The organism is Pseudoclavibacter sp. RFBA6, assembly GCF_002931575.1.
Lineage (GTDB): Bacteria > Actinomycetota > Actinomycetes > Actinomycetales > Microbacteriaceae > Pseudoclavibacter > Pseudoclavibacter terrae.
Map to the genome: position 1 here is coordinate 633,698 of NZ_PSUA01000012.1, position 25,848 is coordinate 659,545.

General features: G+C 67.9%; 26 protein-coding genes and 1 tRNA gene. 12 read left to right on the top strand and 15 right to left on the bottom strand.

Features of this window, described 5'->3' with window-relative positions:
- Positions 1–65 precede the first annotated feature (65 nt).
- From nrdE to nrdH, 3 genes are read right to left on the bottom strand one after another with little or no spacing between them, the layout of a single operon-like run.
- Positions 66–2,192, bottom strand: a complete 2,127-nt coding sequence (nrdE, locus tag C5C17_RS12910; RefSeq protein ID WP_104253750.1) for a class 1b ribonucleoside-diphosphate reductase subunit alpha — start codon at positions 2,190–2,192, stop codon at positions 66–68.
- Positions 2,189–2,620 (bottom strand): class Ib ribonucleoside-diphosphate reductase assembly flavoprotein NrdI, encoded by a 432-nt coding sequence (nrdI, locus tag C5C17_RS12915; protein WP_104253751.1) that lies wholly within the window; start codon positions 2,618–2,620, stop codon positions 2,189–2,191. Before nrdI ends, nrdE begins: the two co-directional genes overlap by 4 nt.
- Before the next feature lie 48 nt (positions 2,621–2,668).
- A complete protein-coding gene (nrdH, locus tag C5C17_RS12920; RefSeq protein ID WP_068478736.1) occupies positions 2,669–2,905 on the bottom strand; it encodes a glutaredoxin-like protein NrdH in 237 nt (78 codons plus the stop codon).
- Positions 2,906–3,237: 332 nt separating this feature from the next.
- On the opposite strand from nrdH, the gene C5C17_RS12925 reads away from it, so the two are divergent.
- The 5 genes from C5C17_RS12925 (at position 3,238) to C5C17_RS12945 (ending at position 7,691) form a co-directional block, all read left to right on the top strand.
- The gene (locus C5C17_RS12925; RefSeq protein WP_181028588.1) at positions 3,238–4,452 is read left to right on the top strand and encodes an MFS transporter; all 1,215 of its coding nucleotides are present in this window, start codon (positions 3,238–3,240) and stop codon (positions 4,450–4,452) included.
- A 39-nt stretch (positions 4,453–4,491) separates the two neighbouring features.
- The gene (locus tag C5C17_RS12930; protein WP_104253753.1) at positions 4,492–5,322 is read left to right on the top strand and encodes an aldo/keto reductase; all 831 of its coding nucleotides are present in this window, start codon (positions 4,492–4,494) and stop codon (positions 5,320–5,322) included.
- Between the two features lie 103 nt (positions 5,323–5,425).
- Entirely contained in the window at positions 5,426–6,367 is a 942-nt protein-coding gene (locus tag C5C17_RS12935; protein ID WP_181028589.1) for a DUF4349 domain-containing protein, read from the top strand.
- A gap of 107 nt (positions 6,368–6,474) precedes the next feature.
- A complete protein-coding gene (locus tag C5C17_RS12940; protein WP_104253755.1) occupies positions 6,475–7,395 on the top strand; it encodes a PRC-barrel domain-containing protein in 921 nt (306 codons plus the stop codon).
- An 8-nt stretch (positions 7,396–7,403) separates the two neighbouring features.
- Positions 7,404–7,691, top strand: a complete 288-nt coding sequence (locus C5C17_RS12945; RefSeq protein WP_104253756.1) for a YciI family protein — start codon at positions 7,404–7,406, stop codon at positions 7,689–7,691.
- A 69-nt stretch (positions 7,692–7,760) separates the two neighbouring features.
- On the opposite strand, the gene C5C17_RS12950 is transcribed toward C5C17_RS12945, so the two are convergent.
- Positions 7,761–9,230: a DHA2 family efflux MFS transporter permease subunit gene (locus C5C17_RS12950; protein WP_104253757.1), complete on the bottom strand. Its 1,470-nt coding sequence runs from the start codon at positions 9,228–9,230 to the stop codon at positions 7,761–7,763.
- A gap of 104 nt (positions 9,231–9,334) precedes the next feature.
- Here C5C17_RS12950 and C5C17_RS12955 point away from each other — a divergent pair, with 104 nt between their 5' ends.
- Complete coding sequence (locus C5C17_RS12955) at positions 9,335–9,721, top strand: co-chaperone YbbN (RefSeq protein WP_104253758.1); 387 nt, start codon at positions 9,335–9,337, stop codon at positions 9,719–9,721.
- On the opposite strand, the gene C5C17_RS12960 is transcribed toward C5C17_RS12955, so the two are convergent.
- From C5C17_RS12960 to C5C17_RS12975, 4 genes are all read right to left on the bottom strand, one after another.
- Complete coding sequence (locus C5C17_RS12960; RefSeq protein WP_181028590.1) at positions 9,661–10,608, bottom strand: SDR family NAD(P)-dependent oxidoreductase; 948 nt, start codon at positions 10,606–10,608, stop codon at positions 9,661–9,663. The two genes, C5C17_RS12955 and C5C17_RS12960, sit on opposite strands and share 61 nt — an antisense overlap.
- Complete coding sequence (locus C5C17_RS12965; RefSeq protein ID WP_146079175.1) at positions 10,605–11,195, bottom strand: VOC family protein; 591 nt, start codon at positions 11,193–11,195, stop codon at positions 10,605–10,607. Before C5C17_RS12965 ends, C5C17_RS12960 begins: the two co-directional genes overlap by 4 nt.
- A gap of 53 nt (positions 11,196–11,248) precedes the next feature.
- Positions 11,249–12,337 carry a GNAT family N-acetyltransferase gene (locus C5C17_RS12970; RefSeq protein ID WP_104253761.1) on the bottom strand — a complete coding sequence of 363 codons (1,089 nt, stop codon included), beginning with the start codon at positions 12,335–12,337 and terminating at the stop codon, positions 11,249–11,251.
- A 101-nt stretch (positions 12,338–12,438) separates the two neighbouring features.
- Positions 12,439–13,221 (bottom strand): alpha/beta fold hydrolase, encoded by a 783-nt coding sequence (locus C5C17_RS12975; RefSeq protein ID WP_104253762.1) that lies wholly within the window; start codon positions 13,219–13,221, stop codon positions 12,439–12,441.
- 569 nt (positions 13,222–13,790) lie between these two features.
- Here C5C17_RS12975 and C5C17_RS12980 point away from each other — a divergent pair.
- The 3 genes from C5C17_RS12980 to C5C17_RS12990 all read left to right on the top strand — a co-directional run bounded on the left by C5C17_RS12980 (position 13,791) and on the right by C5C17_RS12990 (position 16,994).
- The gene (locus C5C17_RS12980; protein ID WP_068478769.1) at positions 13,791–13,994 is read left to right on the top strand and encodes a cold-shock protein; all 204 of its coding nucleotides are present in this window, start codon (positions 13,791–13,793) and stop codon (positions 13,992–13,994) included.
- 234 nt (positions 13,995–14,228) lie between these two features.
- On the top strand, positions 14,229–15,584 hold the full coding sequence (locus tag C5C17_RS12985; protein WP_146079176.1) for an Ig-like domain-containing protein: 1,356 nt from the start codon (positions 14,229–14,231) through the stop codon (positions 15,582–15,584).
- A gap of 207 nt (positions 15,585–15,791) precedes the next feature.
- Positions 15,792–16,994: a TetR/AcrR family transcriptional regulator gene (locus C5C17_RS12990; RefSeq protein ID WP_181028591.1), complete on the top strand. Its 1,203-nt coding sequence runs from the start codon at positions 15,792–15,794 to the stop codon at positions 16,992–16,994.
- A 51-nt stretch (positions 16,995–17,045) separates the two neighbouring features.
- Here the strand turns inward: C5C17_RS12990 and C5C17_RS12995 are convergent, their stop codons facing one another.
- The 4 genes from C5C17_RS12995 to C5C17_RS13010 form a co-directional block, all read right to left on the bottom strand.
- Positions 17,046–17,498 (bottom strand): DUF1622 domain-containing protein, encoded by a 453-nt coding sequence (locus C5C17_RS12995; RefSeq protein ID WP_104253765.1) that lies wholly within the window; start codon positions 17,496–17,498, stop codon positions 17,046–17,048.
- A gap of 18 nt (positions 17,499–17,516) precedes the next feature.
- Positions 17,517–18,713 (bottom strand): MFS transporter, encoded by a 1,197-nt coding sequence (locus C5C17_RS13000; RefSeq protein WP_258066198.1) that lies wholly within the window; start codon positions 18,711–18,713, stop codon positions 17,517–17,519.
- 68 nt (positions 18,714–18,781) lie between these two features.
- Entirely contained in the window at positions 18,782–19,846 is a 1,065-nt protein-coding gene (locus tag C5C17_RS13005; RefSeq protein WP_104253766.1) for an iron chelate uptake ABC transporter family permease subunit, read from the bottom strand.
- A complete protein-coding gene (locus C5C17_RS13010) occupies positions 19,843–20,910 on the bottom strand; it encodes an iron ABC transporter permease (protein ID WP_258066199.1) in 1,068 nt (355 codons plus the stop codon). The genes C5C17_RS13005 and C5C17_RS13010 overlap by 4 nt, the downstream gene beginning before the upstream one ends.
- A gap of 58 nt (positions 20,911–20,968) precedes the next feature.
- Here C5C17_RS13010 and C5C17_RS13015 point away from each other — a divergent pair, with 58 nt between their 5' ends.
- Positions 20,969–21,964, top strand: a complete 996-nt coding sequence (locus tag C5C17_RS13015) for an ABC transporter substrate-binding protein (RefSeq protein ID WP_104253768.1) — start codon at positions 20,969–20,971, stop codon at positions 21,962–21,964.
- A gap of 80 nt (positions 21,965–22,044) precedes the next feature.
- On the opposite strand, the gene C5C17_RS13020 is transcribed toward C5C17_RS13015, so the two are convergent.
- Positions 22,045–23,328, bottom strand: a complete 1,284-nt coding sequence (locus tag C5C17_RS13020) for a heparan-alpha-glucosaminide N-acetyltransferase domain-containing protein (RefSeq protein ID WP_104253769.1) — start codon at positions 23,326–23,328, stop codon at positions 22,045–22,047.
- Between the two features lie 56 nt (positions 23,329–23,384).
- On the bottom strand, positions 23,385–23,735 hold the full coding sequence (locus C5C17_RS13025; RefSeq protein ID WP_104253770.1) for a DUF2200 domain-containing protein: 351 nt from the start codon (positions 23,733–23,735) through the stop codon (positions 23,385–23,387).
- Here C5C17_RS13025 and C5C17_RS13030 point away from each other — a divergent pair.
- Entirely contained in the window at positions 23,734–24,483 is a 750-nt protein-coding gene (locus C5C17_RS13030) for an NADPH-dependent F420 reductase (protein ID WP_374953917.1), read from the top strand. The two genes, C5C17_RS13025 and C5C17_RS13030, sit on opposite strands and share 2 nt — an antisense overlap.
- Before the next feature lie 90 nt (positions 24,484–24,573).
- On the opposite strand, the gene C5C17_RS13035 is transcribed toward C5C17_RS13030, so the two are convergent.
- A tRNA-Ala gene (locus tag C5C17_RS13035) sits at positions 24,574–24,646 on the bottom strand.
- A 205-nt stretch (positions 24,647–24,851) separates the two neighbouring features.
- On the opposite strand from C5C17_RS13035, the gene C5C17_RS13040 reads away from it, so the two are divergent.
- Entirely contained in the window at positions 24,852–25,673 is an 822-nt protein-coding gene (locus C5C17_RS13040; protein WP_181028592.1) for an AraC family transcriptional regulator, read from the top strand.
- The last annotated feature ends 175 nt before the right edge of the window (positions 25,674–25,848 follow it).

A 25,848-nucleotide genomic window follows, 5' to 3' on the forward strand; every position in this document is an offset into this window, starting at 1 on the left:
CTGTCGCGTTCGTGCGGGAATGGTCGGGCATTCGCCCAGAGGCCGGCCTGGCCGAGGAGGGGCTGTTACAGCATGCAGCTGACGCAGCCGTCGACCTCGGTACCCTCGAGCGCGAGCTGACGAAGACGGATGTAGTAGATCGTCTTGATGCCCTTCTTCCACGCGTAGATCTGCGCGCGGTTGATGTCGCGGGTCGTCGCCGTGTCCTTGAAGAAGAGCGTCAGCGACAGGCCCTGGTCGACGTGCTGCGTCGCCTCGGCGTACGTGTCGATGATCTTCTCGTAGCCGATCTCGTAGGCGTCCTCGAAGTACTCGAGGTTGTCGTTCGAGAGGTACGGCGCCGGGTAGTAGACGCGGCCGAGCTTGCCTTCCTTGCGGATCTCGATCTTCGACGCGATCGGGTGGATCGACGAGGTCGAGTGGTTGATGTAGCTGATCGACCCGGTCGGCGGCACGGCCTGCAGGTTGCGGTTGTACATGCCGTGCTTCTGCACGAGCTCGCGCAGCTCGGCCCAGTCAGCCTGAGTCGGGATGTGCATGCCCTCGAAGAGCTCGCGGACGCGTTCCGTCTTGGGAGCCCACTCGACGTCGACGTACTTGTCGAAGAACTCGCCGGTCGCGTAGGTGGAGCGCTCGAAGCCGGCGAAGGAGCGGCCACGCTCGGTCGCGATGAGGTTCGAGGCACGGATCGCGTGGAACACCACCGTGTAGAAGTAGATGTTCGTGAAGTCGAGAGCTTCTTCCGAACCGTAGAAGATGCGCTCGCGTCCCAGGAATCCGTGGAGGTTCATCTGGCCGAGGCCGATGGCGTGCGACTCGTCGTTGCCCTTCGCGATGGACGGCACCGAGGCGATGTGGCTCATGTCGCTCACGGCGGTGAGGCCGCGGATCGCCGTCTCGACGGCCGTCGCCAGGTCGCGCGAATCCATGGCGGCCGCGATGTTCATCGAACCCAGGTTGCAGGAGATGTCGTTGCCGATGGTCTCGTAGCCGAGGTCGTCGGTGTAGGTCGTCGGCGAGTTGACCTGGAGGATCTCCGAGCACAGGTTCGACATGTTGATGCGTCCCTCGATGGGGTTCGCACGGTTCACCGTGTCCTCGTACATGATGTACGGGTAGCCGGACTCGAACTGGATCTCGGCGAGCGTCTGGAACAGCTGGCGAGCGCTGATCTTCGTCTTCTGGATGCGCGCGTCGTCGACCATCTCGTAGTACTTCTCCGTGACGGAGATGTCGCCGAACGGCTTGCCGTAGACGCGCTCGACGTCGTACGGGGAGAAGAGGTACATGTCCTCGCCGCGCTTGGCGAGCTCGAACGTGATGTCGGGGACGACGACGCCCAGCGAGAGCGTCTTGATGCGGATCTTCTCGTCGGCGTTCTCGCGCTTCGTGTCGAGGAACCGCATGATGTCCGGGTGGTGCACGTTGAGGTACACGGCTCCCGCACCCTGGCGCGCGCCGAGCTGGTTCGCGTAGGAGAAGGAGTCCTCCAGCAGCTTCATGATCGGGATGATGCCAGAGGACTGGTTCTGGATCTGCTTGATCGGGGCGCCGGACTCGCGGATGTTGGAGAGGTTGAACGCGACGCCTCCGCCGCGCTTGGAGAGCTGCAGCGCGGAGTTGATGGAGCGGCCTATGGACTCCATGTTGTCCTCGATGCGGAGGAGGAAGCAGGAGACGAGCTCGCCGCGCTGCTTCTTGCCCGTGTTGAGGAACGTTGGGGTCGCCGGCTGGAATCGGCCGGCGATCATCTCGTCGGCGAGCGACGTCGCGAGCGCCTCTTCCCCCTGTGCGAGGCCGAGCGCGACCATGAGCACGCGGTCCTCGAAGCGCTCGAGGTAGCGCTTGCCATCGAACGTCTTGAGGGCGTACGAGGTGTAGAACTTGAACGCGCCGAGGAACGTGGGGAAGCGGAACTTCTTCGCGTAGAGGCGGTTGCGGAGCTGCTCGATGAACGAGTGGGAGTACATCGCGAGCGTCTCGGGCTCGTAGTACTCGTTCTCGACGAGGTACTCGAGGCGCTCTTCGAGATCGTGGAAGAAGACCGTGTTCTGGTTGACGTGCTGGATGAAGTACTGGTGAGCGGCTTCGCGGTCCTTGTCGAACTGGATCTGGCCGTTCTCGTCGTACAGGTTGAGCATCGCGTTCAGCGAGTGGTAGTCGAGCGTGTTCGCCGCCGTTGGTGCGTTCATCGTAATGACACTTGCGTCGTCGAGAGCGGTTGTTGCTGCCAAAACCTGTCCAATCCAGAGTTGACTGCGGCGACGTCGTCTGGCGTGCCGAAGAGTTCGAAGCGGTAGAGCGTGGGTACGCCGCACTTCGCAGAGATGATGTCGGCAGCCAGGCCGTAGCCCTTGCCGAAGTTCGTGTTCCCGCCGGCGATGACGCCGCGGAGGAGCTCGCGGTTGCGCGGCTCGTTCAGGAACCTGATGACCTGCTTGGGGACGGCCCCGCGCCCATCTCCCCCGCCGTAGGTGGGGAGGATGAGCACGTAGGGCTCGTCCGCGACAAGCTGGGGTTCGCTCGGGAAGAGCGGGATGCGACTCGCTGGCCGATCGAGCTTCTCGACGAAGCGACGCGTGTTCTCGGAGACGCTCGAGAAGTAGATGAGCCCGGTCATGGGTGCAGTCCCTTCTTCAGCAGCGGCGAGAGCAGCGAGGTGCGACGGCTAGGCCGTGGCGAGAGCAGCCAACTGGCTGATCTTGTCGGGACGGAACCCCGACCAGTGGTCGTCACCGGCGATGACGACGGGAGCCTGCATGTAGCCGAGCTCCTTGACGGTCTGGAGTGCCTTCTCGTCGGCGGAGACGTCGAAGATCTCGTACTCGATGCCCTGCTTGTCGAGGGCACGGTAGGTGGCGGTGCACTGCACGCATGACGGCTTGCTGTAGACGGCGATTGCCATGGTCTTCTCCTGGTTCCTAAGTGCTGTGGGGAGTGCTATTCGTGCAGTGCGGTGAACGCGTCTCGCCCGGTCTTCCGCGGCCCTGCCGGAGCAGTCTCACGCGGTGCCAGGCGGATGAACCCCCGTTGTGTCGCAGTTTCCCGCGGCCACTACATCTTGTGCTCGATGAGGCTACCACCACTAGATGCGGTGTTACAACCGTGTAGTTCTCCACAAGTCCTCCACAGAAAATGCCCCTGTTTCCGGCGTTTCTCCACCGGTTTTCGGCGGTTGTGCACAGTCTGTCCCCAACCACCGACATTCTGTGTCTGGGGCGTACGATTGTCGGCGCTGTGACGAACTATGCGACTGTACTCAGAACCCCAGGCCTGACACGACTCCTGCTCTCGCAGCTCGTCGCCAGGTTCCCCGCCGGCATGCTCTCGCTCGCGATCCTCATGCACATCGAGGACACGTACAGCAACTTCACCTCGGCCGGCGTCGTCCTCGCAGCGCTGAGCCTCGGCCAGGCGGTCTCCGGACCGGTGGCCGGTCGCCTCATGACGTTCTGGGGCATGCGCCCCGTTCTCATCGCGACGATGGTCGCCTGCTCCGTCTCGCTCACGGCCTTGGCCCTCTGGCCGCCGGTGCTCTGGCAGGCCGCGATCATCGCCGTCCTGGCCGGACTGAGCATCCCTCCCGTGTCCCCGGCCGTCAGGACCATCTACCCCAAGGTCGTCAACGCTGCCCTCCTCTCTCGGCTCTTCTCCCTCGACGCCTCCCTCCAGGAGGTCATCTGGGTCATCGGCCCGGTCGCCACCACGGCCGTCGCGTTCGCGATCTCCCCCGCCGCCGGCATTCTCGTCGCGGCCGGCATCCTGCTCCTCGGCGGACTCTGGTTCGTCGCGGCTCCCGAGGTGGGAAAGGTCCGCATCCCGAAGTCAAGGAGGAGAGCCGGGGCGGTGCTCCGCAACCCCGTGGTCGTGCTCATGTCGATCATCGGCGCGCTGCTCGTCGGCGCCTGTTCCGCCATCGAGGCAGCCGTCGTCGCCGAGTTCGGGCACGAACGAGCCGAGACCGGGGTGCTGCTGGCGGTGTTCGCCGTCGGCTCGCTCGTCGGAGGCCTCGCATTCGGACACCTCCCGCTGGCCCCCGTGTCCCTCGCGCGCCGCATGGGCATCGTGTTCCTCGGCATCGGTCTCGCGCTCATCTCGACGAACCCGATCTGGCTCGGCGCGGCGTTCTTCGTGAGCGGCCTCGGCATCGCGCCGGTCTTCTCCGGCAGCTTCTCGGCCGTGTCCTCGAGCGTCAGGTTCAGCGAGAGCGCAGAGTCGTACGGGTGGATGGCGACTGGCCAGCTCATCGGGGCGGCCGCAGGATCCGCGCTCGCAGGCATCGCCAACGACCTCGCTGGCTCACTCGGCGGGTTCCTGGTCAGCGCGGCGTTCGCGCTCCTCGGCGCGGCCGTCGCGCTCATCTGGCGTCGAAGCATCCCGGACCTGCGCGGCACCGACATCGCTCCGCGCCCCGACACCGAGCCGATGAACATCCTGAACGCGCCCTCCTGATCGACCCTCGCTCAGCCGCACGCCGAACGAAAGGCCTCCATGACCTCGCCGCTCTCCCCCAGCCTGACCATGAACGACGGCATCGAGATCCCGCAGCTGGGGCTCGGGGTCTACAAGGTGCCCGACGAGGAGGCGACAAGAGTCGTCGTCGACGCCATCGACCTCGGCTACCGCCACATCGACACCGCCGCGTTCTACGACAACGAGGTGGGCGTGGGGCGCGGAATCCGCGAGAGCGGAGCACGTCGCACTGATCTCTTCGTCGCGACGAAGGTCTGGCACGACCGGCACGGCTTCGACGAGACGCTCGCCTCGTTCGACGAGAGCCTCGAGCGGCTCGGGCTGGACTACGTGGACCTCTACCTCATCCACTGGCCAGCCCCCGCGCAAGACAGGTACGTCGAGACGTGGCGAGCACTCGAGCGACTGCGCGACGAGGGCCGTGCACGCTCGATCGGCGTCTCGAACTTCAAGGGGCATCACCTCGACCGCCTGGCGGCAGAGACCGGCACGGTTCCAGCCGTCAACCAGATCGAGCTGCACCCCCGCCTGCCACAGACCGAGACGCGCGCGTACAACAGCACGCACAGCATCCTGACGGAGGCGTGGTCCCCACTCGCCAGAGGCACGCTGCTCCAGGAGCCCGCGCTCGTCGCACTTGCCGAGAAGCACGACAGGACCGTCGCTCAGGTGGTGCTGCGCTGGCAGCTGGACCTCGGCAACGTCGTCATCCCCAAGTCCGTCCACCGCGACCGGCTCGCCTCGAACCTCGAGGTCTTCGACTTCAGCCTGGACGCCGACGACCTCGCAGTGATCGCCGCACTCGAATCCGGCGAACGAACCGGCAAGGACCCCGACCTCTTCTTCTGAGCGCCTCGCCTCGGCGCAGGTCGATCGCAGCGCACCCCTCGACGCGCGTTCTCTGGGGGAACTCGGAGCGCACCCGACCCCGGCAGGTGCTTGCATGACACCTATGCGCACCACATTGAGGCGGCTCGGAGCCGCGACCGCCCTCACCCTGACGGCCCTCCTGCTCGCCGGATGCGCCAACGGCTACTCCTCGACCGAGTCCGCCGGGGCCCCGCAGGGTGTCGCGCAGGAAGACGCCGGCCAGGCCCCCATGGCGGGCGCAGCCGAAGAGAATCGCGATGTCGTGACGACGGGATACGTGGGGATCCAGACAGGCGACGTGCCGGGCGTTCGAGAGCAGGTCGAAGCTCTCGTGGAGGCACGCGACGGCCGCATCGACGCTCGCTCGGAGACCGGTGGCGACGTCATCTCCGCGCAGCTGACGGCCCGCGTCCCGGCTGAGGACTACGACGCGTTCATCACCGAGCTGCGCGAGGTCGGCGAGGTCGTCTCGGTCGAGACCTCGGCGGTCGACGTGACCCTGCAGAAGACCGACATGGCCTCCCGGGTGGCGACGCTGGAGGCCTCGGTCACCTCCCTGCGGGGAATGCTCTCCTCGGCGACGGAGGTGGACGACCTCCTTGCCATCGAGACGACGCTCACCGAGCGCACCGGCGAGCTGCAGAGCCTGCGCGCACAGCTCGAGGTGCTTGAGGAGAGCATCGCCTCCTCGACCGTGTCGATCTCGATCTCGAGCGACGCACCATCGCCCGGCGGTGAGCCAGCCGGGTTCTTGGCCGGGCTTCGCGATGGCATGGCTGCCCTGTTCCGCGGGTTCGCGGCCTTCTGGACCGCGTTCGGCTTCGCGTTGCCCGGCCTCGTGCTCCTGACCGTCCTCGGCGCCGCGGCATGGCTCATCGTTCGGCTCAGCGTCAAGGGCGCCAGGACGAGGGCCGCCAGGCGAACCACAGCGCCGGCCGTCCCGCAACCCGCCCCTGCCGGCAGACAGACCTCGACGGGGCCGTCGGCCTCCGGGGATGCGGCACCGCCCGGAGCCGCGTCCTAGCGACGACTCGGCCAGCGCACCGCCGCGATCGCTAGTCTTGTGCAGGTCTCTCGCGCGCAGGCCGGCGCGGGCGACCCGCCACATCCACGTTGACCGAGGAGCACAGCATGGCTGCCGACGACACGAACACCAAGTTCGACCCTGATTTCGAGCCGGGCGACGACGACACGACGCGCATCGACGCCACCGAGGCCCCCGACCGGGCCCTGTCCGACGCCGAGGTCCCTGGCGGGCTCGAGGACGACCCGATCGCGCCCCCTCAACAGGTCGACGAGGACTCCGACTCCCTGACCGGGGAGGGCTCCGCGGTCAACGGGGAGAGCAACGCCGCCGCCGAGCTGAAAGCGCACGAGGCGAAGCTCACCCGCATCTTCCAGGCGACCGTCTTCGGCCCCGGCGACGAGCGCATCGGCCGTGTCGGCCAGGTGTACCTCGACGACCAGACGCGCGACCCGAACTGGGTCACCGTGAAGACGGGCCTCTTCGGCACCAAGGAGTACTTCATCCCGCTCGACCTCGCGGAGCTCGACGAGAAGCGGATCCTCGTGCCGTACACGAAGTCGCTCGTGACCAGCGCGCCGAGCACGGAGGTCGACCAGAACCTCAGCCCCGCCGAGGAGGACGCCCTCTACGTGCACTACGAGGTTCCCGGGCGCATGCCGGAGAACGGAACGGAGACGAGCCTCGTCGAGGGTGGGAGCGAGCTGCGCCCCGGCAGCGCCCCGGTCGTCTTCGAAGAACACGCCGACGACCTCGGCGAGACCGACGAGGCGACCCTGGCCGAGGATGCGCTGCTCGCGGAGTCCGTCTCGGATTCGGCGTTCGACACGGAAGCCAGCCTCGATGCCCACGAGACCGCGGCACCGCTGCTCACGGCTGATGACGACGACACGCGCCTCATCGCGACGGCCGAGGCAGCGGCCGACGATGACGAGTTCGAGGCGCCAACCGTCAACGAGTGGGAAGAGATCAGCTTCCAGCGTCCAGACGACGAGACGACCGACCCGAGCACCGCCGACCGCAACTAGGAGCATCCGTGCCTATCTTTGCCACGATCTACCACTATGAAGACGATTCAGACGCGACCCGCGATGAGCACCGCCCCGCGCACCGGGCCTGGCTCGGCGAGCAGAAGGATGCTGGCATCCTGAAGGCCTCTGGCCCGTGGGCGGCACCCCACGCCGGCGCGCTGCTCCTCTGGGAGAGCGACGACGAAGCATCGCTGCGCGAGCTGATCCCCGCCGACCCGTTCGCGCAGGTCGGCGTCATCCGCCAGACCGATGTCTACGAGTGGACCCCGGTCTTCGGTCCGTTCGTCCCGTAACCGCACGCACCTCGCCAGACGAAGCCGGTCGCCGCACTCGCGGCGGCCGGCTTCGTCTCGGTGCGTCGTCTACGCGCGGTTCTCGGCCCGCGCGGTCTCCTCGACTCGCGGCTTCTCGAAGAAGAGGACGATGACCGCCCCCATGAGGAACGCGGCGATCGGCAGCAGCAGCGCCTGCCCCATCGCGGTCGAGAACCCCTCGGCGACTGCGGCGGGCAGCTCGCCGCTGCTCTGCTCGGCCGCCTCCGCCGGCATTCCAGGCAGTTCCGCGGCGAGGCGCGAGCTGATGAGGGCCGCGATCGCGGCCGAGCCGAGCACGGACCCGACCTGGCGCGTCATGTTGTAGACCCCCGACCCTGCCCCCGCGAGCGCCGGCGGGAGGTTCCTCGTCGCGCTGGTCGCAAGCGGAGCCCAGAGGCCCGAGAGTCCGAGGCCGAGGAATGCGGGCGGGATCAGCAGTTGCCAGAGCGGCCGGTCTGCCGTCATGAGCAGAGACAGCCAGGTGAGCGACGCGGCGACGATGAGGAAGCCGGCGAAGGCGATCCAGCGCGGCTGGGTTCGGTCGGTGAGCCGGCCAACGAAGGGTGCCATGGCACCGGAGACGACCGCCATGGGCACGAGCATGAGCGCGGCCTGCGTGGGTTCGAGGGCGCGCGCTGTCTGGAAGTAGAAGGCGATGGGGAGCGGCATCGACACGATGGCGAGCCCCAGCACCGAGATGCCGAGATTCGCGACCGTGAAGTTCCGGTCCCGGAACAGGCCGAGCGGCAGGAGGGGCTCCCTCCGGTTGAATCGCTGCCAGACCACGAAACCGGCGAGCACGACCCCGCCGGCGATGATGAGGCTCCAGACGGAGATGGGCCCGGCGATCTGACCCCAGTCGAAGGTCTGGCCTTCCTGGATGCCGAACACAAGCAGGAAGAGGCCGACGGCGCTCAGCACGACCCCGAGCCAGTCGAAGGAGTGCGCTTTCGTCTCGAGGCTCGGCACGAGGCGCCAGGCCAGGATGAACGCGACGACGCCGACAGGCACGTTCACGAAGAAGATCCATTCCCACCCGAGGCTGTCGACCAGGAACCCTCCGAGGATGGGCCCGACCAGCGTGGCGACGCCGGCGACCGCACCCCAGAGGCCCATCGCTGCGCCGCGCTTGTCGGGCGCGAAGATCCGGGTGATGACGGACATGGTCTGTGGTGTCATGAGCGCGGCGCCGAGGCCCTGAACTGCGCGGGCGGCGATCAGGGTCCCGATGTCACCCGACAGGCCGCACCAGAGTGAGGCGAGCGTGAACACGACGAGGCCGATGAGGTAGATGCGCTTGGGCCCGAAGCGGTCGCCGAGCCGGCCGGTGATGAGGAGCGGCACGGCGTAGCTGAGCAGGTAGGCGCTGGTGACCCAGATGACGGCGGTGATGTCGGTCTGCAGGTCCCGCAGGATCGCCGGGTTCGCGATGGAGACGATCGTCGAGTCGACCAGGATCATGAAGAAGCCGATGACGAGGGCCCAGAGGGCGGGCCAGGGGCGGGAGACAGTTTCCACGAGGGTGGATGCTACGCCCCTTGCAGATGCCACGCTCAGCGCCGACGGAATAGCGTGCATCCGTGGGGCGTTGTGCTCCCCGTACGCCCCGAGATAGGAGACGCATGGCAACCATCGACATCACCACTGAGACGTTCAAGGACACGGTCGACTCCTCGGGCATCGTGCTCGTGGACTTCTGGGCTGAATGGTGCGGCCCGTGCCGTCAGTTCGGTCCGATCTACTCCGCCGCGTCCGAGCGCCACGAGGACATCACGTTCGCGAAGGTCGACACCGAGAGCAACCAGGAGCTGTCCGCTGGCCTGCAGATCACGTCGATTCCGACGCTGATGGCATTCCGTGACGGCGTGCTGCTGTACCGCGAGCCCGGTGCGATGCCTCTCGCCGGGGTGGAGAAGCTCATCGAGGCACTCGAGAACGTCGACATGGATCAGGTTCGCGCGGAGATCGCCGAGAAGTCGGGCGCGGCGCCCGCAAGCGACGCGCAGTAGCCCCAGAGGCGCTCGCCCAGCTCGCTGTCGTAGCTGCGCCACTGCGAGGCGCCCAGCACCGGGCGGCCTCGCGTGAGACGGGCCGGGACGATGGTCTCCCCGCCACAGAGCTCCGGGTCGGTCACGGCCCGGAGCTGGCACAGGGCGCCATCGTCCTTACCCTGGGCAGCGAAGGCGAGCAGTCCGTCGAGGGCTCGCTTGCCGAGCGAGGGTTCGTGCACGCCAGCCACCGTCGGCGTCAGTCCGCCGGTCGAGTATCCCGGATGCGCGACGAGGCTCCGCACGTGCCCTCCGGCGGCGCGCGCCCGCCGATCGCCCTCGATGGCGAGCACCTGCGTCGCGAGCTTCGACTGCGCATACGCGTTCCACGACGTGTAAGCGCCGCGCAGCTGCACGTCCTGCAGGTGCGCGCGTGTCAGGGCGGGGGCGATGCTGCCGAGCCACACGACCGCCGCGCTCTCGCGGAGCGCTGCCCCGGCCGTCAGGCGGCTCAGCAGGGCGAAGTGTCCGAGCACGTTGGTCGCGAAGACCCGCTCTATGCCGTCGCTCGTCGTCTCGCGATCTGCGGGCGGATGAACGACACCGGCGTTGAGCACGACGCCGTCGAACCCGCCTCGGCCGCTCTGCCCATCGAGCAGCGTCTGCGCGGCAGCTTCGACCTCCCCCAGCTCGGCGATGTCGAACGGCAGCGTGGTGGTGAGGTCAGGACGTCCGGTCCCGGCTGCAGCCGCAGCGAGCCGCGTGGCGCTGCGGCCCGTGATGACCACGTCCGCGCCCCGTCCGACGAGGCTCCTTGCCGTGAAGAAGCCGAGCCCCGTCGAGGCCCCGGTGATTAGGTAGCGGCGGCCCGTGAGGTCGTGCGGCCCGTACTCGGTGGGTGCCCTCACTCTCCAGCCCCTTCCATCGCCTCGACCAGGCAGAAGCCCACGCCGAACGGATCGACGAGGTTCGCCATCCTTCCGAAGAGGCTGTCCGCGGGCTCGCCGAGCACGTCTGCCCCGAGGCTGCGAGCACTGGACGTGGCTTCATCGACAGCGGGCGTCACGAAGTACACGACCCACTCAGCGTCCGGCCGCTGCGCTGCTCCCCTGGCGCCGGTCCCCCTGCCGGCGGACTCCTCGAAGGCACCGAAGCGTGCATCCTCGCCACCCGGCCTCGGGCCGAACTGCGTGTACCGGAACTCGGGCGGTCCAGCCATGGGGTGCGGGTCGAAGCCCGTGGCCGCCGCGTAGAACTCGGTCGCCTCGTCCAGCTCGGTCGTGTGCAGCTCGAACCACGCGGTGGTAGCGGGCTCACCCCAGGCATCGAAGTCGCGGCGGCCACCGGGCTGCCAGAGCCCGAACGTCGCCCCTTGACGGTCGGCGAGCAGCGCCATCCGCCCCTGCACCATGACATCGCTCGGGTCGCCCAGCGATGACGCGCCCGCGCCGATGGCGCGTGCGTGGTTCGCCTCGAAGTGGTCGTACCTTGGCATCATCTGCTCCTCACCGCTGAACGAGAGATCCGACGCGTCAGAGTCTAGGAGCGTCAGATCTCCACTGCCGGTGAGGCGCTGAGGTCGTAGCCGAAGGCGGAGAGGTGCACGACGATGCCGGGGGCCACTTCCTTCGGGCCCTCACGGTCGGTGAGATGAACGAAGCCGAGCCGTTCGTAGAGGCGATGGGCGCCGAGCATCTCCGGCCCGCTGTTCATGACCACGCGCGATGCCCCACGGTCTCGGCCAAGCGCGATGACGTGACCCGCGAGCGCCTGACCGATGCCTCGACCTCGGGCTTCAGGAGCCACCGCGAGCATGCGGAAGTCCAATTCTCCGGGCCGGGCGAGCTGGGAGATCCGCTCTCCAGGCCTCGGCGTCCACACCGAACCCAGGATCTGCCCCGTAGCTATGTCCTCGGCCACCCAGACCTCATCGCGTCGCGCGCGGCTGGCGGCGTCGCGCAGGTCCTCCGCGTAGCTGGGGGTCACCTCGTAGTCGTTGCTGTAGGCGCGCTCGGTGAGCCTGCCGATGGCTTCGATCTCACCATGTCTGACCAGGCGGATGCGGATCCCCTCGGTCTGCGTCAGGTCGTAGCGGTAGGCCAGCTCCACGCCGGCGGTCTCGTCCTCAGTGTCCCGGCCCTTCACCCTGGCGAATCCGACGCGCTCGGCAAGCCGTCGGGCCTGCGTGTTCGCGGCACCCACGTCGAGGACGACCGCCCTCGCGCCACCTCGTCGGGCGAGCTCGAGGCCCGCGTGGACCAGCGCATCCGCGACTCCTGCACCGCGCGCTTCGGGAGCCACCGCGGTGAAGCGCAGCTCGGCCTCGTCACCGCGCGCGAGACGTGCGGGGTCCGTTCCGGCTCGAAGCACCGTCGTCGTCCCGATCACCGCGGAAGCCTGCGATTCGCTGCCATCGGCAACAGCCACGAGCACCGTGCCAGCCTCGCTTCGTGCGGAGACGTCACGCTCCGCGGGTCGACGCCACTCACGCCACCGCGCACTGCCGCGGGAACCGGCGTCGAAGGACCGAACCGTCAGAGCCCCAATGGCCTCGAATTCGTCCGTTCGGGCTTCTCGGACGATGAAACTGTCCGGGTTCGTGTTCGTGCGTGGCTCGACGCTAGCTGCGACGCTCATAGACCATCCAATACCTCTTCGGGCTCGACGCGCCCGTGTGTGCAACTGTCCAGCATACGACGACGTCGCGGGCCGTCGCCCAGACAGCGGACGGGCGGAGGTCAGTTCGCGTCGTCGACCGGCGTGATCACGCGGTGGGAGCCGGTCGCCGGATGTGCAGCTCTCGCACGCACCGCGGCGAGCTGTGCCTCGACGATGTCGGCGACCAGAGCAAGCGCGCGCTCCTCGAACTGCTCGTTCTCATCCGCAGCCACATGCTGCGCGTCAACGTGCCGCAGCCAGGACGTGATCGCTCGGACGGACGCAGGTGTGTAGCCCATTGACTCGGCCACGGACCCGCCGAACAGGAACGCAACGGGGACGCGCAGCCCCGACAGCGCGTCGCGCGACCCGGATCCAGTGCTCGGCGTCACGTCGGCACGCTTCTCAGAAGCCCCGATACCGCCGTTGATCAGCACGAGCGCTCCCACACGATCCGGATGCGCGACGGCGACGGCGACGGCGAGATCTGCGGCGTCCGCAGCACCGACGAGCACCGCCCGCTCGATGGAGAAGTGGTCGAGCACCTGAACCACAGCCGGGATGCTGGTCGACGCCGCGGCCTCCGAGCTCTGGGCCCAGCCGAGGTCGTCGAGGGACGGCGCGAGCACGTGGGCGTCCGGAAGCAGCTCGGCGAGGGCTCCGGCGGTCGCCGAACATGGCTCATCCAGGACCAGGAGGTTGTCGTACTTGCGTCCTTGAGACGAGAGCCACTCGAGGACCTCGACAGGACCCCCATCGAGGTCTACGCGCCGCCCTCCGGACCCGGATGAGCCGTCGTATCGCCGTGCCGCGTTGAGGGCTCGGAGCGCGCGCACGGGCGAGATTGCCTCATCACCCGTCATGCGATCCACTCCTTCACTGGCTCTCCATGGTACGCACTCACGCTCAAGCGTAGACGCGGTGATGACCGCCCGACCGTTCCAGCTCAGAGGGCGCGCCTCGTCGAGCAGTCCATCTCAGTCTCGTACGGATTCACGAAAGCCCAGCTCACCTTCGGCGGGCACCGGAAACTCGGCAATGTCGACGCCGCTGCGAGCTGACCAGACGGTGGGTTTCCGGCCCATGACCCCGCGTGACACTTTTCGCCGGAATTCGCCCGCTATAGCGGGCGCAGAGCGTGATAGCGTTGGGCTCACGCGCTGAGTGTCGGCAAGCCGTCCAGTAGCACCGCAGTGAATACGGGTCGAGCGCGCGCCCCATCCGAATCGGAACTGCCCCCCAGACAGCACCGACCCACGTTCTTATCCACCCCTGATCTTTGCTCGTTCACGCTGTCGTGAACAGCAACCCGAATCTCTTCAGATTCGGACAGCGCAGTCCTGCGCGAAATAGACCGTGCCTAATAAGCACAGATCCGTACGCGGATCAATCGCCCGAAGTACGGGCTGCATAACAATGAAGGAAGAAAAACATGGCAACTGGCATCGTGAAGTGGTTCAACGCAGACAAGGGCTACGGCTTCATCGCTCCGGACGACGGAACGCCCGACGTCTTCGCGCACCACTCCGCAATCGACGTCCAGGGTTTCCGCACGCTTGAAGAGAACCAGCGCGTGGAGTTCGATGTGACCCAGGGACCCAAGGGTCTCCAGGCCGAGAGCATCCGCCCGCTCTAAATACAGGCTCTCAGCGGTCCTCGTCCTCCGACGAGCTGACCACGCCCAGCGAGTGCGACCTTCGGGTCGCACTCGCTGTGTTTGTATGCGGCGCATCTCCGGGTCTGTGAGCTATCGAAGCGGACTAAATCCGGCACCACGCTCCCGGAGATGCGCCTGCTCGACGACCCTCCTGCCTACGCTGATCGGGCCGCGCGCCATGCCGCGCGCACCACACCGACTTCAGGGGGAAGATTGAGCGCAGAGCATACGAACAGGGCAACGCATACGAACAGAGCGGGAGACCGCAGAACCAGCCTCCTTCTCGCGACACTGCTCGCCGGGAGCACACTCGCCATCGGCGGTGGCATCACCACGGCGGGTGCCGAGGAAGCGGACTTCACCTACCCGAGCGCGATCGATCCCTCGTCGATCACGATCACGACCAACAGCGGCTCATCGTCGGACGAAGCGAAGAAGTGGGATTGGCTGCGCATCGACGCAGAATGGTCAGTCCCAACTGGCGCAGCGGCCGGTGAGACGTTCGGTCTCACGCTCCCCCCGGAATTCGGCATGGCGGGCGCCGGCACCTTCTCGATCTCCGCGCCAGAGGCCCCTGACACGGCCGTCGCGAACTGCACCGTCAGCGACGATGACGCCCCGGTGGTGACCTGCACCCTCACCGACCACGTCGATGCCCTCCAGGACGTTGCCGGCGACCTGTGGTTCTGGGTCGAGGCGAGCGAGGTCACGGAGAACGACGGATTGGACTTCGTGATCGACGGCGTCGTGACGGTCGTCCCCCTCCCCGGCGGCGGTATCGGCGTCCCGGCCAATGAGCCGCCGGTGACGTCGCTGATCAAGGACTCCTTCCCGATCACGGCCAGTGGCAGCATGACGTGGCGGATCTACGTGCCAGGTTCGCAGTTCGCCGGCCAAGAAACGTTGACGATCTCGGATGCGCTCAAGGTGGGCGCAGGATTCGCGCCGCACGAGATCGATCCAGGGTCGTTCTCGTTCGCCGCAGCCACGGGGGACGGCGAACTCACGGATGTCGACCCGTCCGAGTACTCCGTCTCGGTGAGTGATGACCTGCTGAGCTACACCTTCACGTTCGCGGGGCCGATCCCGGCCGACGCTCGATACCGCCTCATGTACAGGACCACGGCAACGGGCCCTCTCGTGCTCGGGCAGACGTTCGGCAACAGCGCGAACGTCGACGGCAGCACCATCGAGCACGTCACGACCGTCGAACAGCAGGGCGGCGGGAACGGCACGGGAACGCCTCCAACGACGCCGACTCCGACTGCCACGCCGACGCCGACTCCGACTGCCACGCCAACGCCAACGTCAACGCCGACACCGACACCAACAGCAACCGCCACGCCCACACCTACACCTACACCTACACCTACACCTACACCGGACCTCACGCCGACGCCAACGAATGCCTCGCATCCTCCTGTGACGCCGACGATCACGCCTGCTCCGGAGAGCAGCCTCGCGACGACCGGAGCCGAGACTCTCGCACCGTTCGCAGCGGCTGCCGCGGCCTTGCTCCTAGCGGCCGGTGCAATGCTCCTTGCACGTACCAAGCGCTCACAGCCCTAGGGCCCGAGTTCTCGAATGCCACCCTGTCCTCGACAGGGTGGCATTCGTCGTTCACGGACGACACCGTTCGCGCTCCGCAGATCGGGTGTGTTCGAAGAAGAACCACCGGTAGGACGGGTATCCTTCTGGGGCGAGAGGCGAACCCCCGAGCGCCGAAGACCTCGTTCACTACCAGCACCAGATCTTGAACGGAGCAACACCCCCTCCATGACCACTCCCCCCACGTGGCCTCACACTCCGACCATCCGCCCCAAGGACCGCAAGCAGCGCATCGAGTCCGCCGCCACGCAGGCGTTCGCGCTTCGGGGCTACCACCAGGTGAGTATGAGCGACGTGGCCGCCTCGGTCGGCATCTCCGCCCCCGCCCTGTACCGCCACTTCGCCAACAAGTACGACCTGTTCAAGCACACGGCCTTCGGCATCGTCGAAGCCGTCGAAGGCGCAACGGACGAGGTCACCGAGACGACCGTCGCCGCGGGTGCCCCCGCCACGGAGCGGGCCTCAGCGCTCATCAACGCGACGCTCGACAGCCTCATCAAGTGCCGAGGGACCGGCGAGATCATCCGCTGGGAGTCTCGCTACCTCGAACCCGCCGACCGCGCTTCCGTGGACCGGCGCCTCGCGAAGGTCTATGGACGCTTTTCCACCGTGCTGAAGGAGCTGCGTCCGGATCTGCGCGACGAAGACCGCGCACTGCAGAGCCGTGCGGCATTCGCGGTGCTCGCAAGCGTGTCAATGCACCGGACGAGCATCTCCGCAGCGGCCGCAGACTACCTGCGCGCCGCCTCACAGCGTGCCCTCGAAGCGGACCTCCCCGAAACGGAGGCGTACGTCGCCCCCTCCGCCACGGGGATCCCGTCGACCGCCAAGCGCGAGCAGATCGTGGCGCACTCGATCGACCTGTTCTTCGCGCGGGGATACAACCTCGTCAGCATCGAGGAGATCGGCGGTGCCGTCGGCATCACTGCCTCCGGGGTCTACCGGCACTTCGAGAGCAAGAGTGGAATCCTCGCAGCCGCCTGCTCTCGGGCCGCCGAATACCTCGGACAGGTGACGCGTGACGTCTTCGCGGCCGTCGATTCCAACGAAGCCGCGTTGGACGGCCTGATCGACGCCTACGTCGAAGCGCAGCTCGCGCACCACAAGCTGCTCCAGGTCTACATCGCCGAGTCGACGAACCTCAGCGACGAAGAGCGAGAGCGCCTGCTGGCCCTGCAGCGGGATCACATCGAGGAGTGGGCTGGCCTGCTTCGCGCGGTCAAGCCGCAGTTCTCCGCGTCCGAAGCCCGCTGCATCGCCCATGCGGGTTTCCACGTCGTCGATTCGCTCGGACGCGTGCTCGCCTGGCAGGACACGCCGAGCAACCGCGCGCGCGTCGCGCACATGCTGCGCGCCATCCTGGGCGTCTGACCCGCACTGCGGTCTGCGGCCCGCGCCTGGAAATGGCGCGGGCCGCAGCCGTCATCGCGGGTCGATGCCGCGGACTCCCGCCGCTCCGTCTTCGCCGATGGGCGGGCGCCGCGCAGCTCGCACCTGATCGGCGAGCACCTGCGCGCCGCTCGTGGTCAGGGCCCGGCGCCACGGCAGCACCCCCTCGATCTCGATCTGGATCGACATGCTCAGCACCGTGCGGATCACCACGATGAGTCCGAGGATGAGCGCGTCCTCCAACGAGGGCTTCGACGTGATGGTGCGCACGAGGTCGGCGGCGACGAGCACCTCGAGCCCCAGCAGGATGCCAGCGCCGAGCGACGTGCGCAACGTCGCGAGAGCTACCGTGCCGCCACGCCCGCGGAGGAGCGCCAAGCCGGCGAGCACGATCGCCACGAGGATGCCGATGACGATCGCGACGGCGCCGAGGACCTCGACGACGACCGCGACGATCTCGAACACGCGGTCCATGGATTCCTGCATCCCAGCTCCCCTACCTGCCTATTCGTGCCTGCGGTGGCGTCCGGCGAGCACACCAGCGCACAGGAACGCGACGATACCCGCGACCGGCACCACGATGAGACCCACCCGGAGCGAGGTCGCGTCGGCAAGCAGCCCGACGAGGGGTGGTGCCGCAAGGAACCCGAGGCGCATGAGCCAGGAGACGAGCGTGATGGCCGTGCCCGGCTTGAACCCGGGCAGCTCATCGGCCGTGTGCAACGCGGCAGGCACGAGCGTCGCGATGCCCAGGCCTGCAGCAGCGAACCCCGCGATCGTCCCGCCAACGCTCGGGAACAGCAGGGCGACCCCCATGCCGAGCGCCGTCACGAGCCCACCAGCCTGCGCGACTCGGCGCTCCCCGAACCGGTCGACGAGGCGGTCCCCCAGCATCCGACCGACGAACTGCGCGCCCACGAGCGCGACGAAGCCGAACGCGGCGAGCGCTTGCGGGGCGTCGAGCGAACCGGCGAGGTAGAGGGCAGCCCAGGTGCTGCCCGAGTCCTCGACCACCGAGCCCGCCACCGTCAGGAGGACAAGCGCCAGGAGCACGACGTACTTCGCCGACCCACCCCGCGGCGCCGTGCCCTCCTGCACGACCCTGATTCCGGCAGTCGACACCTCGACATCGTCGTGCTCTGGGCCCGGGATCATCCACCGGTACGCGAGAATCGCGACGATCGTGAAGAGCGCACCGCTGATGCCGAGGTGCAGCGGGAAGGGCACGTGCAGTGCCACGGCCGCCGCCCCCATGAGCCCGCCGAGCACGGCGCCAATGGACCAGATCGCATGGAATCCGTTGATGATGGAGCGCCCGAAGCGGCGCTGAACGCGCAGTCCGTGCGAGTTCTGCGCGACGTCGGTGAGCGCATCCGCTGCGCCACCGAGCGCGAAGGCCGCTGCAAGCAGCAGCCCGTTCGGCGCGAAGCTCGCCGCAAACAAGGCGATGCTGGTGATCGTCGTGCCAGCCACCGCGAGGCGTGACGACCAGAAGCGGCGGATGAGCGAGGCCGCGGCGAGGCCTGCGAGCAGCGCGCCACTCGGATAGGCGGCGACGACGAGCCCGAACTCGACGTTGCTGAGCGCGAGCTCGGCCTTGAGCCCCGGATACCGAGGGAGGAGGTTCGCGAAGAGCGCCCCGTTGGTGAGGAACATGACGGCGACGGCGACGCGCGCCCGCCGGTCAGCCTGGGAGGTCACTCCCCGACCGCGTCGTCGTGGTGCTTGCTGAGCATGATGCAATCCAAGCACAGCAGGCGAGCCTCGCCCTACCGTCGGGTCTGCAGCGCCAGCAGGACAACCAGGTAGGCACCGCCCATGACGATCGTCACGACTCCCACCGGGACAGCGCCGCCGAGCGCGTGCTGCGCGACGAGGTCGGCCGCGAGCAGCAGCACTGCGCCGAGGACCGCCGAGGACAGGATCGGCACACCCGGCCCACGCTCGAGACGCAGCGCGAGCTGCGGCGCCGAGAGCGCGACGAACGCGATGGGCCCCGTCGCGGCGGTCACGACGGCCGTCAGCATGACGCCGACGATGAGCACGGCGAAGCGTGTCGGCTCGACCCGCACACCGTGGCTCCTCGCGGTCTCGTCGCCGAGTTCGAGCTGTCGGAGCGGGCCGGCGAGCAGGGCGACCGCGGGCACGAGGAGGATCAGGATGACCGCGGCAGGCACGAGCTGCGACCACTGGGCGAGGGCAAGCGATCCGGCACCCCAGATGGATGCCGTCATCGCGACCTCCGTCTGTGCGCGCAGCAGCATCCACGTGTTGAGGGCGTGCAGGAAGGCCGTCACGCCGATGCCGACCACGATGAGGCGGAAGCTGCTGACGCCTCCGCGACGTGCGAGCGCGTAGACGAGGATGGCTGTGAGCAGGCCGCCGGCGAGTGCTCCGAGTGCCGTCCCGACGAAGGTGCCCGCGCCGGCGATGATGACGACGACGGCGCCCGTGTAGGCGCCGGTCGAGAACCCGATGACGTCCGGCGAGCCGAGCGGATTCCTCGTGAGCGACTGGAAGAGCGCACCGGAGACGGCGAGCGCTGCCCCGAACACGAGTGCCGCGACGACTCGCGGTGCCCGCCACTCGAGCACGACGGTCGTTGCGAAGCCGCCGTCGGGAACGAAGACCGCCTCGAGCACTTCGATGGGGGTGAGCGGGTACTTGCCGAGTCCGAGCGCCACGACGGCAAGCACGATGGCGATGCTGCTGAGGATGAGCGTGACCACGACGGTGCGCCGCAGTCGGAGCTCGCGCGCGACCCTCGCAGGACCTCCGGGCCCGGACGGCGCCGTTCGATGACCGCGCCGCGCCGTGACGTCCTGTCCGGTCACAGGCCGCTCACCTTCTTCCGGCGTGCCAGCGCAATCAGCACCGGAGCGCCGATGAACGCCGTGACGATGCCGACGGGGAGCTCGCCTGGCCGGAGCACGACCCGGCCGAGCACGTCTGCGACGAGCATGAGCGAGGGACCGAGGAGGACGCTGAGTCCGAGGATCCAGCGCTGGTCCTGACCAACCATCGCGCGTGCGAGGTGCGGCACCATGAGGCCCACGAACGCGATCGGGCCGGCAATTGCCGTGGCCCCTCCCGCGAGCAGCGTGACGGCGACGATGGACAGCACCCTGGTGCGCGCGACCGAGGAGCCGAGCGAGTGGGCGAGGTCGTCTCCGAGCGCGAGCGCGTTGAGCGAGCGGCCCAGCGCGAGCGCCAGCACCACTCCAGCGACGACGAACGGCGCGACCGGCAGAGTCGTGTCCAGCGTTCGCAGCTGGAAGGAGCCGGACTCCCACACGAGCAGGGCGTTGAACCGCTGCGGGTCGCTGAATCGGATCGCGACGATGATGCCGCTCAGCACGGCCCCGAAGGCCATACCTGCGAGCGTGAGCCTGAGCGGGTTCGGCCCGCCTTTTCCGCTGCCGAGGAAGTAGACGAGCACGGTCGTCGCCGCGGCACCCAGGAAAGCGAACCACACGTAGCCGTTCGGGTTGGTCACACCGAGCACCGCCACGGCGAGCGCGACGGCGAAGGACGCGCCCGCGGTGACGCCGAGGATGCCGGGGTCGGCGAGGGGGTTCCTGGTGACGGATTGGATGATCGCTCCAGCGACCGCGAGGCCAGCGCCCACCAGCAGGCCGATGATGGTCCGCGTGACGCGAAGGTCGAGAATCGCCGTGCGCGTGGCCTGGTCGACGTCTCCCCCGGTGACCGCGGCCCAGACCTGGTCGAGCGGCACTTCCCGCGAGCCGATCGCGATGCTGAGGGTGCAGGTGACGGCGAGCAGGAGCGTGGAGATCAGGAGCATCAGGCTTCGCCGCGCCCTCGAGACGTGCCTGGCCGAGCCTGCGGCGGAACGCACCACGCCGCCGGGTGGCCCGGCTTTCACTTCTGTCGTCACGAGAACCGAGTTTAGGCTAACCTACGTCGACTGCCGTTCACTCAGACAGAAGGTCTCCATGAAACACCTCGCCAAGGGCCTCGCCCTCGCTTCCGCAGCCGCGCTCCTGCTGACGGGTTGCTCCGCGACCGCCGACACGAATGCCGGAGAGACGGCCGCCCCGGCAGCCGATGGCACGTTCCCAGCGGTCGTCGACACCAAGTTCGGCGAGGTCACGATCGAGGAGGCACCGACCCGCATCGTCGCACTCGGATGGGGCGATGCCGAGACCGCGCTCGCGCTTGGCGTCCAGCCTGTCGGCGCGTCGGACTGGCTGGCGTTCGGCGGCGAAGGTGTCGGCCCCTGGGCTGAGGGTCTGTACGACACGGCTCCCGTCATCATCGAGACCATGGAGCCCGACTACGAGGCGATCGCTGCCCTCGAACCGGACCTCATCCTCGATACGAAGAGCTCCGGAGACCAGGACCGCTACGACCGTCTCTCCTCGATCACCACCACGGTGGGCGTGCCGGAGGGAGGCGACAGCTACCTGACGTCGACCGAGCAGCAGATGCAGCTCATCTCGAGCGCACTGGGCGTCCCCGAGAAGGGTGACGAGCTGCTCGCGGACGTCGACGCGGCCTTCGCGGCTGTCGCAGACGCCAACCCGGAGTGGGCTGGCAAGACGGCAACGGCCGCCACGAAGACGTCAGAGGGCTGGGGCGCGTACATCGACGGCAGCGAGCGCGTCGCGTTCCTCGAGAACCTCGGCTTCGTGCAGAGCCCGAAGATCGCCGAGCTCCCTGTCGCCGAGTCCGGCTTCACCTCGACCGTCTCCAACGAGCAGCTCGACCTGCTCGACGCAGACCTGATCGTCGCGTTCCCGATCTTCATCGAGAAGTCGGCCATCACCGATGACGCGCAGTGGCAGCAGATTCCCGCAGTCGCGGACGGCCGTGCCGTCGTCATCGACGGCGACGTCGCCTCGGCGTACTCGCTCGGCACGACGCTCGCAGTGCAGTACGCCATCGACCAGGTCGCGCCGCAGATCGAGACGGCGCTTGCCGGCAAGTAGCGCGTAGCCTGACGCAGACGGCGCCCGTCCACCGAGTCCCGGTGGCGGGCGCCGTCTCCGTCTGCGCAACTTCGGCGCGCTCACTCGCGACGCGCATCCATGAGCGACGCGAATCGCTGCCCTGTCCAGGTCACGGCCGCTTCGAGCGGTCCGCGACGCCGCCACCAGAAGAAGACGGCGCCGACGGCGAGCGCGCACGCGACATGGATGAGCCAGATCGGGGCGCTCGAGACGAGCCAGAACAGCTCTGGGGCATCCGCGAGCGCACCGCCGTGGACGAGCGCCGTATAGGTGGCCCCTGCCACGATGACGTGCAGGGTGTAGATCGTCAGCGGTGTCGCCCCCGCGCCGAGAGCCGGTCCGAGCACGCGGAGCGGCGCCTCGCTGAGTCGCAGGCAGACGGCCAGGCAGAGGCCGATGGCGATGAGCGAGGTGCCCGCCGTGATCGCGAGGTCGAACGTCGTCCCGGAGTGAGGGGCGGGCGAGGCCAGGAACCAGCCGCTCTCCGTCGGGGTGGTGCCGAATGCGGCAGAGTAGAAAAGCTCGGACGCTCGATCTCCGGCACCCGTCGAGGCGCTGATCGAGCTGAGGCCGCCGAACGGCCCGGCGAGCAGCATGCTGATGCCGACACCCAGGAGCGCGAGCACTGAGCCCACGGCCGTGAGTCCGAGGCTCAGCTGCAGGATGGTGCCGCGTTCGCGGGCGACGACGAGCATCCGCCCGACCACCATGCCGACGATCGCGTAGACCACCCAGGTCAGCACCGGGTAGGTGCCCGTGACGAAGAGCCCACGGAGCAGCTCGAGCGGATGCGCGAGGTCGAGCCAGCTGGGTGTGCCGAGCTCGGAGCCGACGTTGAGGGGCGCGCGCAGGAGCATGGAGAGGAACGGCCACAGCCCGGCCCAGGCGGTAGCGACCATGAGCAGCGACACGTTCGAGAGCCGGAGGAGCGGCGCGACGAGCCAGAACACGAGCCCGTAGTAGACCAGGATCACGGCGATCGGCCCGGGTACGAGGCCGAGGGTCATACCGATCACCATGAGGGCCAGGCCTCGCCCGACGACGTTGAGTGCAGCCGCCCCGAAGGCGCGGCGGTCCCGCTGCTTCCTCGTCGTGAGCACGACGCCGATCCCGGCGAGCACGGCGAAGAGGGCGGCCGCCTTGCCTCCGAGGAACGCGGCGAGGGCAGGCGTGGATCCGTCGGAGTTGGTGACCCACACGTGCGTTGCCATCATGCCGATGAGCGCCAGGAAGCGCGCGAGGTCGAGGCCCGTGATGCGTCCCGTGCGCCGAGCGCCCTCGCCCGCAGGCCCACCATCACGGAGGGGTGCGGCCGGCTTGCCTGGCATGCTCTGGGCGCTCACGCATTCACGCTACCGTCACGGCGCGCCGACGCGCACGTCCCGGCGCAGGGGCGGAGTCAGCTCCGGAGGATCTTCTCCATCGCTTTCCCCTTCGCGAGCTCGTCGACGAGCTTGTCGAGGTAGCGGATCTCCTGCATGAGGGGCTCCTCGATCTCCTCCACCCGGATGCCGCAGACGACGCCCTTGATGAGGGCGCGGTTCGGCTGCATGAGCGGCGCATCCCCGAAGAAGCCCTCGAAGTCGACGCGACGCTCGATGGTCCCGTCGAGCTGCTCGTCGGAGTACCCGGTGAGCCAGCGGATGATCTCGTCGACCTCGGCCTTCGTGCGCCCCTTCCGCTCCGCCTTCGTGACGTAATGCGGGTAGACGTCCGCGAACGCTGTCCCGTAGATGCGATGGCCTGCCATGTCAGCTCCCTCGTGTTGTGCAGATTCTAGCGACGTCACCTGCCGTCACGTGCTGTCACATCGGAAGATCCCGCACCCTTCCGGGGTTGGCTCGAGCATGACAACTCTCGGAATCATCGGTGCAGGCAATATCGGCAGCCAGATCGCTCGGAAGGCGGTGGAGGCGGGGTACGACGTCGTCATCAGCAACTCTCGCGGCCCGGCGACCCTCGCGTCGCTCGTCGCGGAACTCGGGCCGGCGGCCCGCGCGGCGACGGCCATCGAGGCCGCAGAAGCGGCAGATGTGGCCGTCGTGACCATTCCCCTGCACGCCTACGACTCCGTGCCCGTCGAGGCGCTCGCCGGCAAGATCGTGCTCGACACCAACAACTACTACCCGCAACGTGATGGTGCCATCGCCGAGCTCGACGACGAGACGACGACGACGTCCGAGCTGCTCCAGCAGCACCTCTCACAGTCGCAGGTCGTCAAGGCGTTCAATCACATCGGAGCCGCCGACATCACCTCGGATGGTCGCCCGGCGGGGGCCGCCGATCGGCGCGCGCTGGTCGCCGCCAGTGACAGCCAGGACGCCCTCGACGTCGTCCGCGGGCTCTACGACCAGTTCGGCTTCGACACGGTCGAGGTGACACCGCTCGCCGAGGGATGGCGCATCCAACGCGACACCCCGGGATACGGCGCCCGCACCACGGAACCCCAGCTGGTGGCGGCGCTCGCCGAGGCCAAGCGATACCGCGACCTCAGCTGATACCAGCAACGCCACTTCCGCGAAGGACCAGCAACGCGACCTCCGTGAAAGGAATGAGGGCCCGATCGAGTGATCGGGCCCTCATTGCTGTGGACCTAAGGAGATTCGAACTCCTGACCTCCTCGATGCGAACGAGGCGCGCTACCAACTGCGCCATAGGCCCTGACGGGAGGAAACATTACCACTGGGCAGCGCGGACTGCCAACGCGACCCGCGCGAGCCGTCGCCGAATCCAGGCAACCGTGCATCCCGAATCTGCTTCTCCAATCCATAATTTCGAACGCCACCACTGGAGGAATCCTCATGAACTTCTTGACTACTCATACGTATCCTTTGGAACGGTCCCAGAGTGTGTACCATCTCGAGGTATGCGCACCGCCGGACTCCCACCTACGTGGCAACGTGACTCGAACGCCGCCGTGATCGAGCCGGACGTCTCCCCGCCTCTCGCCTTGCTTCCCGCCGCGAGAACCCTTCCAAGGCAAGAGCAGGGCCACGCAGTCCAGTGGGAGCCGCACTCGCATCCCGTGAGCCAGCTCCTCTCCGTGCAGCGCGGGATCATGAAGCTCGTGGTGGAACGAAGCGTCTGGGTGGTGCCGCCTCACTTCGCCGTCTGGGTGCCTGCAGGCATCGTCCACACGAGTCGAGTCTCCGCGGACTGCGAGTTCCAGGCGACGTTCTTCTCGGAGCGGGAGTCGTTCCTCCGCCCCCGAGACGCCTACGGAGTGACGGTCACTCCGCTGCTGCAAGAGCTGCTGGCCCGCCTCCAGGCCGCCGACCTCACGCAGGTGCAGCGCCGCAACATCGAGCGGGTCCTGTTCGACAACCTCGCCCCCACGTCGCACGACCTCCGCGTCCGCATGCCACGCGACCAGCGCATCCTGCCCATCGCCGACGTGCTGAACGCAGACCCGGGCGACCGCCGATCGCTCGACGAATGGGCGGCATCGCTCGAGGTGAGCAGCAAGACGCTCGCCAGGATCTTCCAGAACGAGACGGGCGTCTCGTTCCACGGCTGGCGCCAGCTGGTCCGCGTGCAATCGGCGCTTGAGCAGCTCTCGCACGGGCAGAGCGTCGCGCTCGTCGCACGATCACTGGGATACGCGCAGACCAGCACGTTCATCGACGCCTTCAGGCGAGTGCTCGCGATGACCCCGGGCCAGTACCGCGCGCACGCCCTCATCGCCTGAACCGCGGAGCGTCCCGAGAGGCACAGGACCGGACGCTCAACACCGGACACAGCCGAACCGTGGGATACTCGGGAGCAAGGCAAGCCTTGCCTGTGCCCTTCAGACGAAGTAGGTCCACGACATGAGAGACCCCACCGAGCTCGCCCTCGCGAGTCGATCACCGATCGCCGACGCC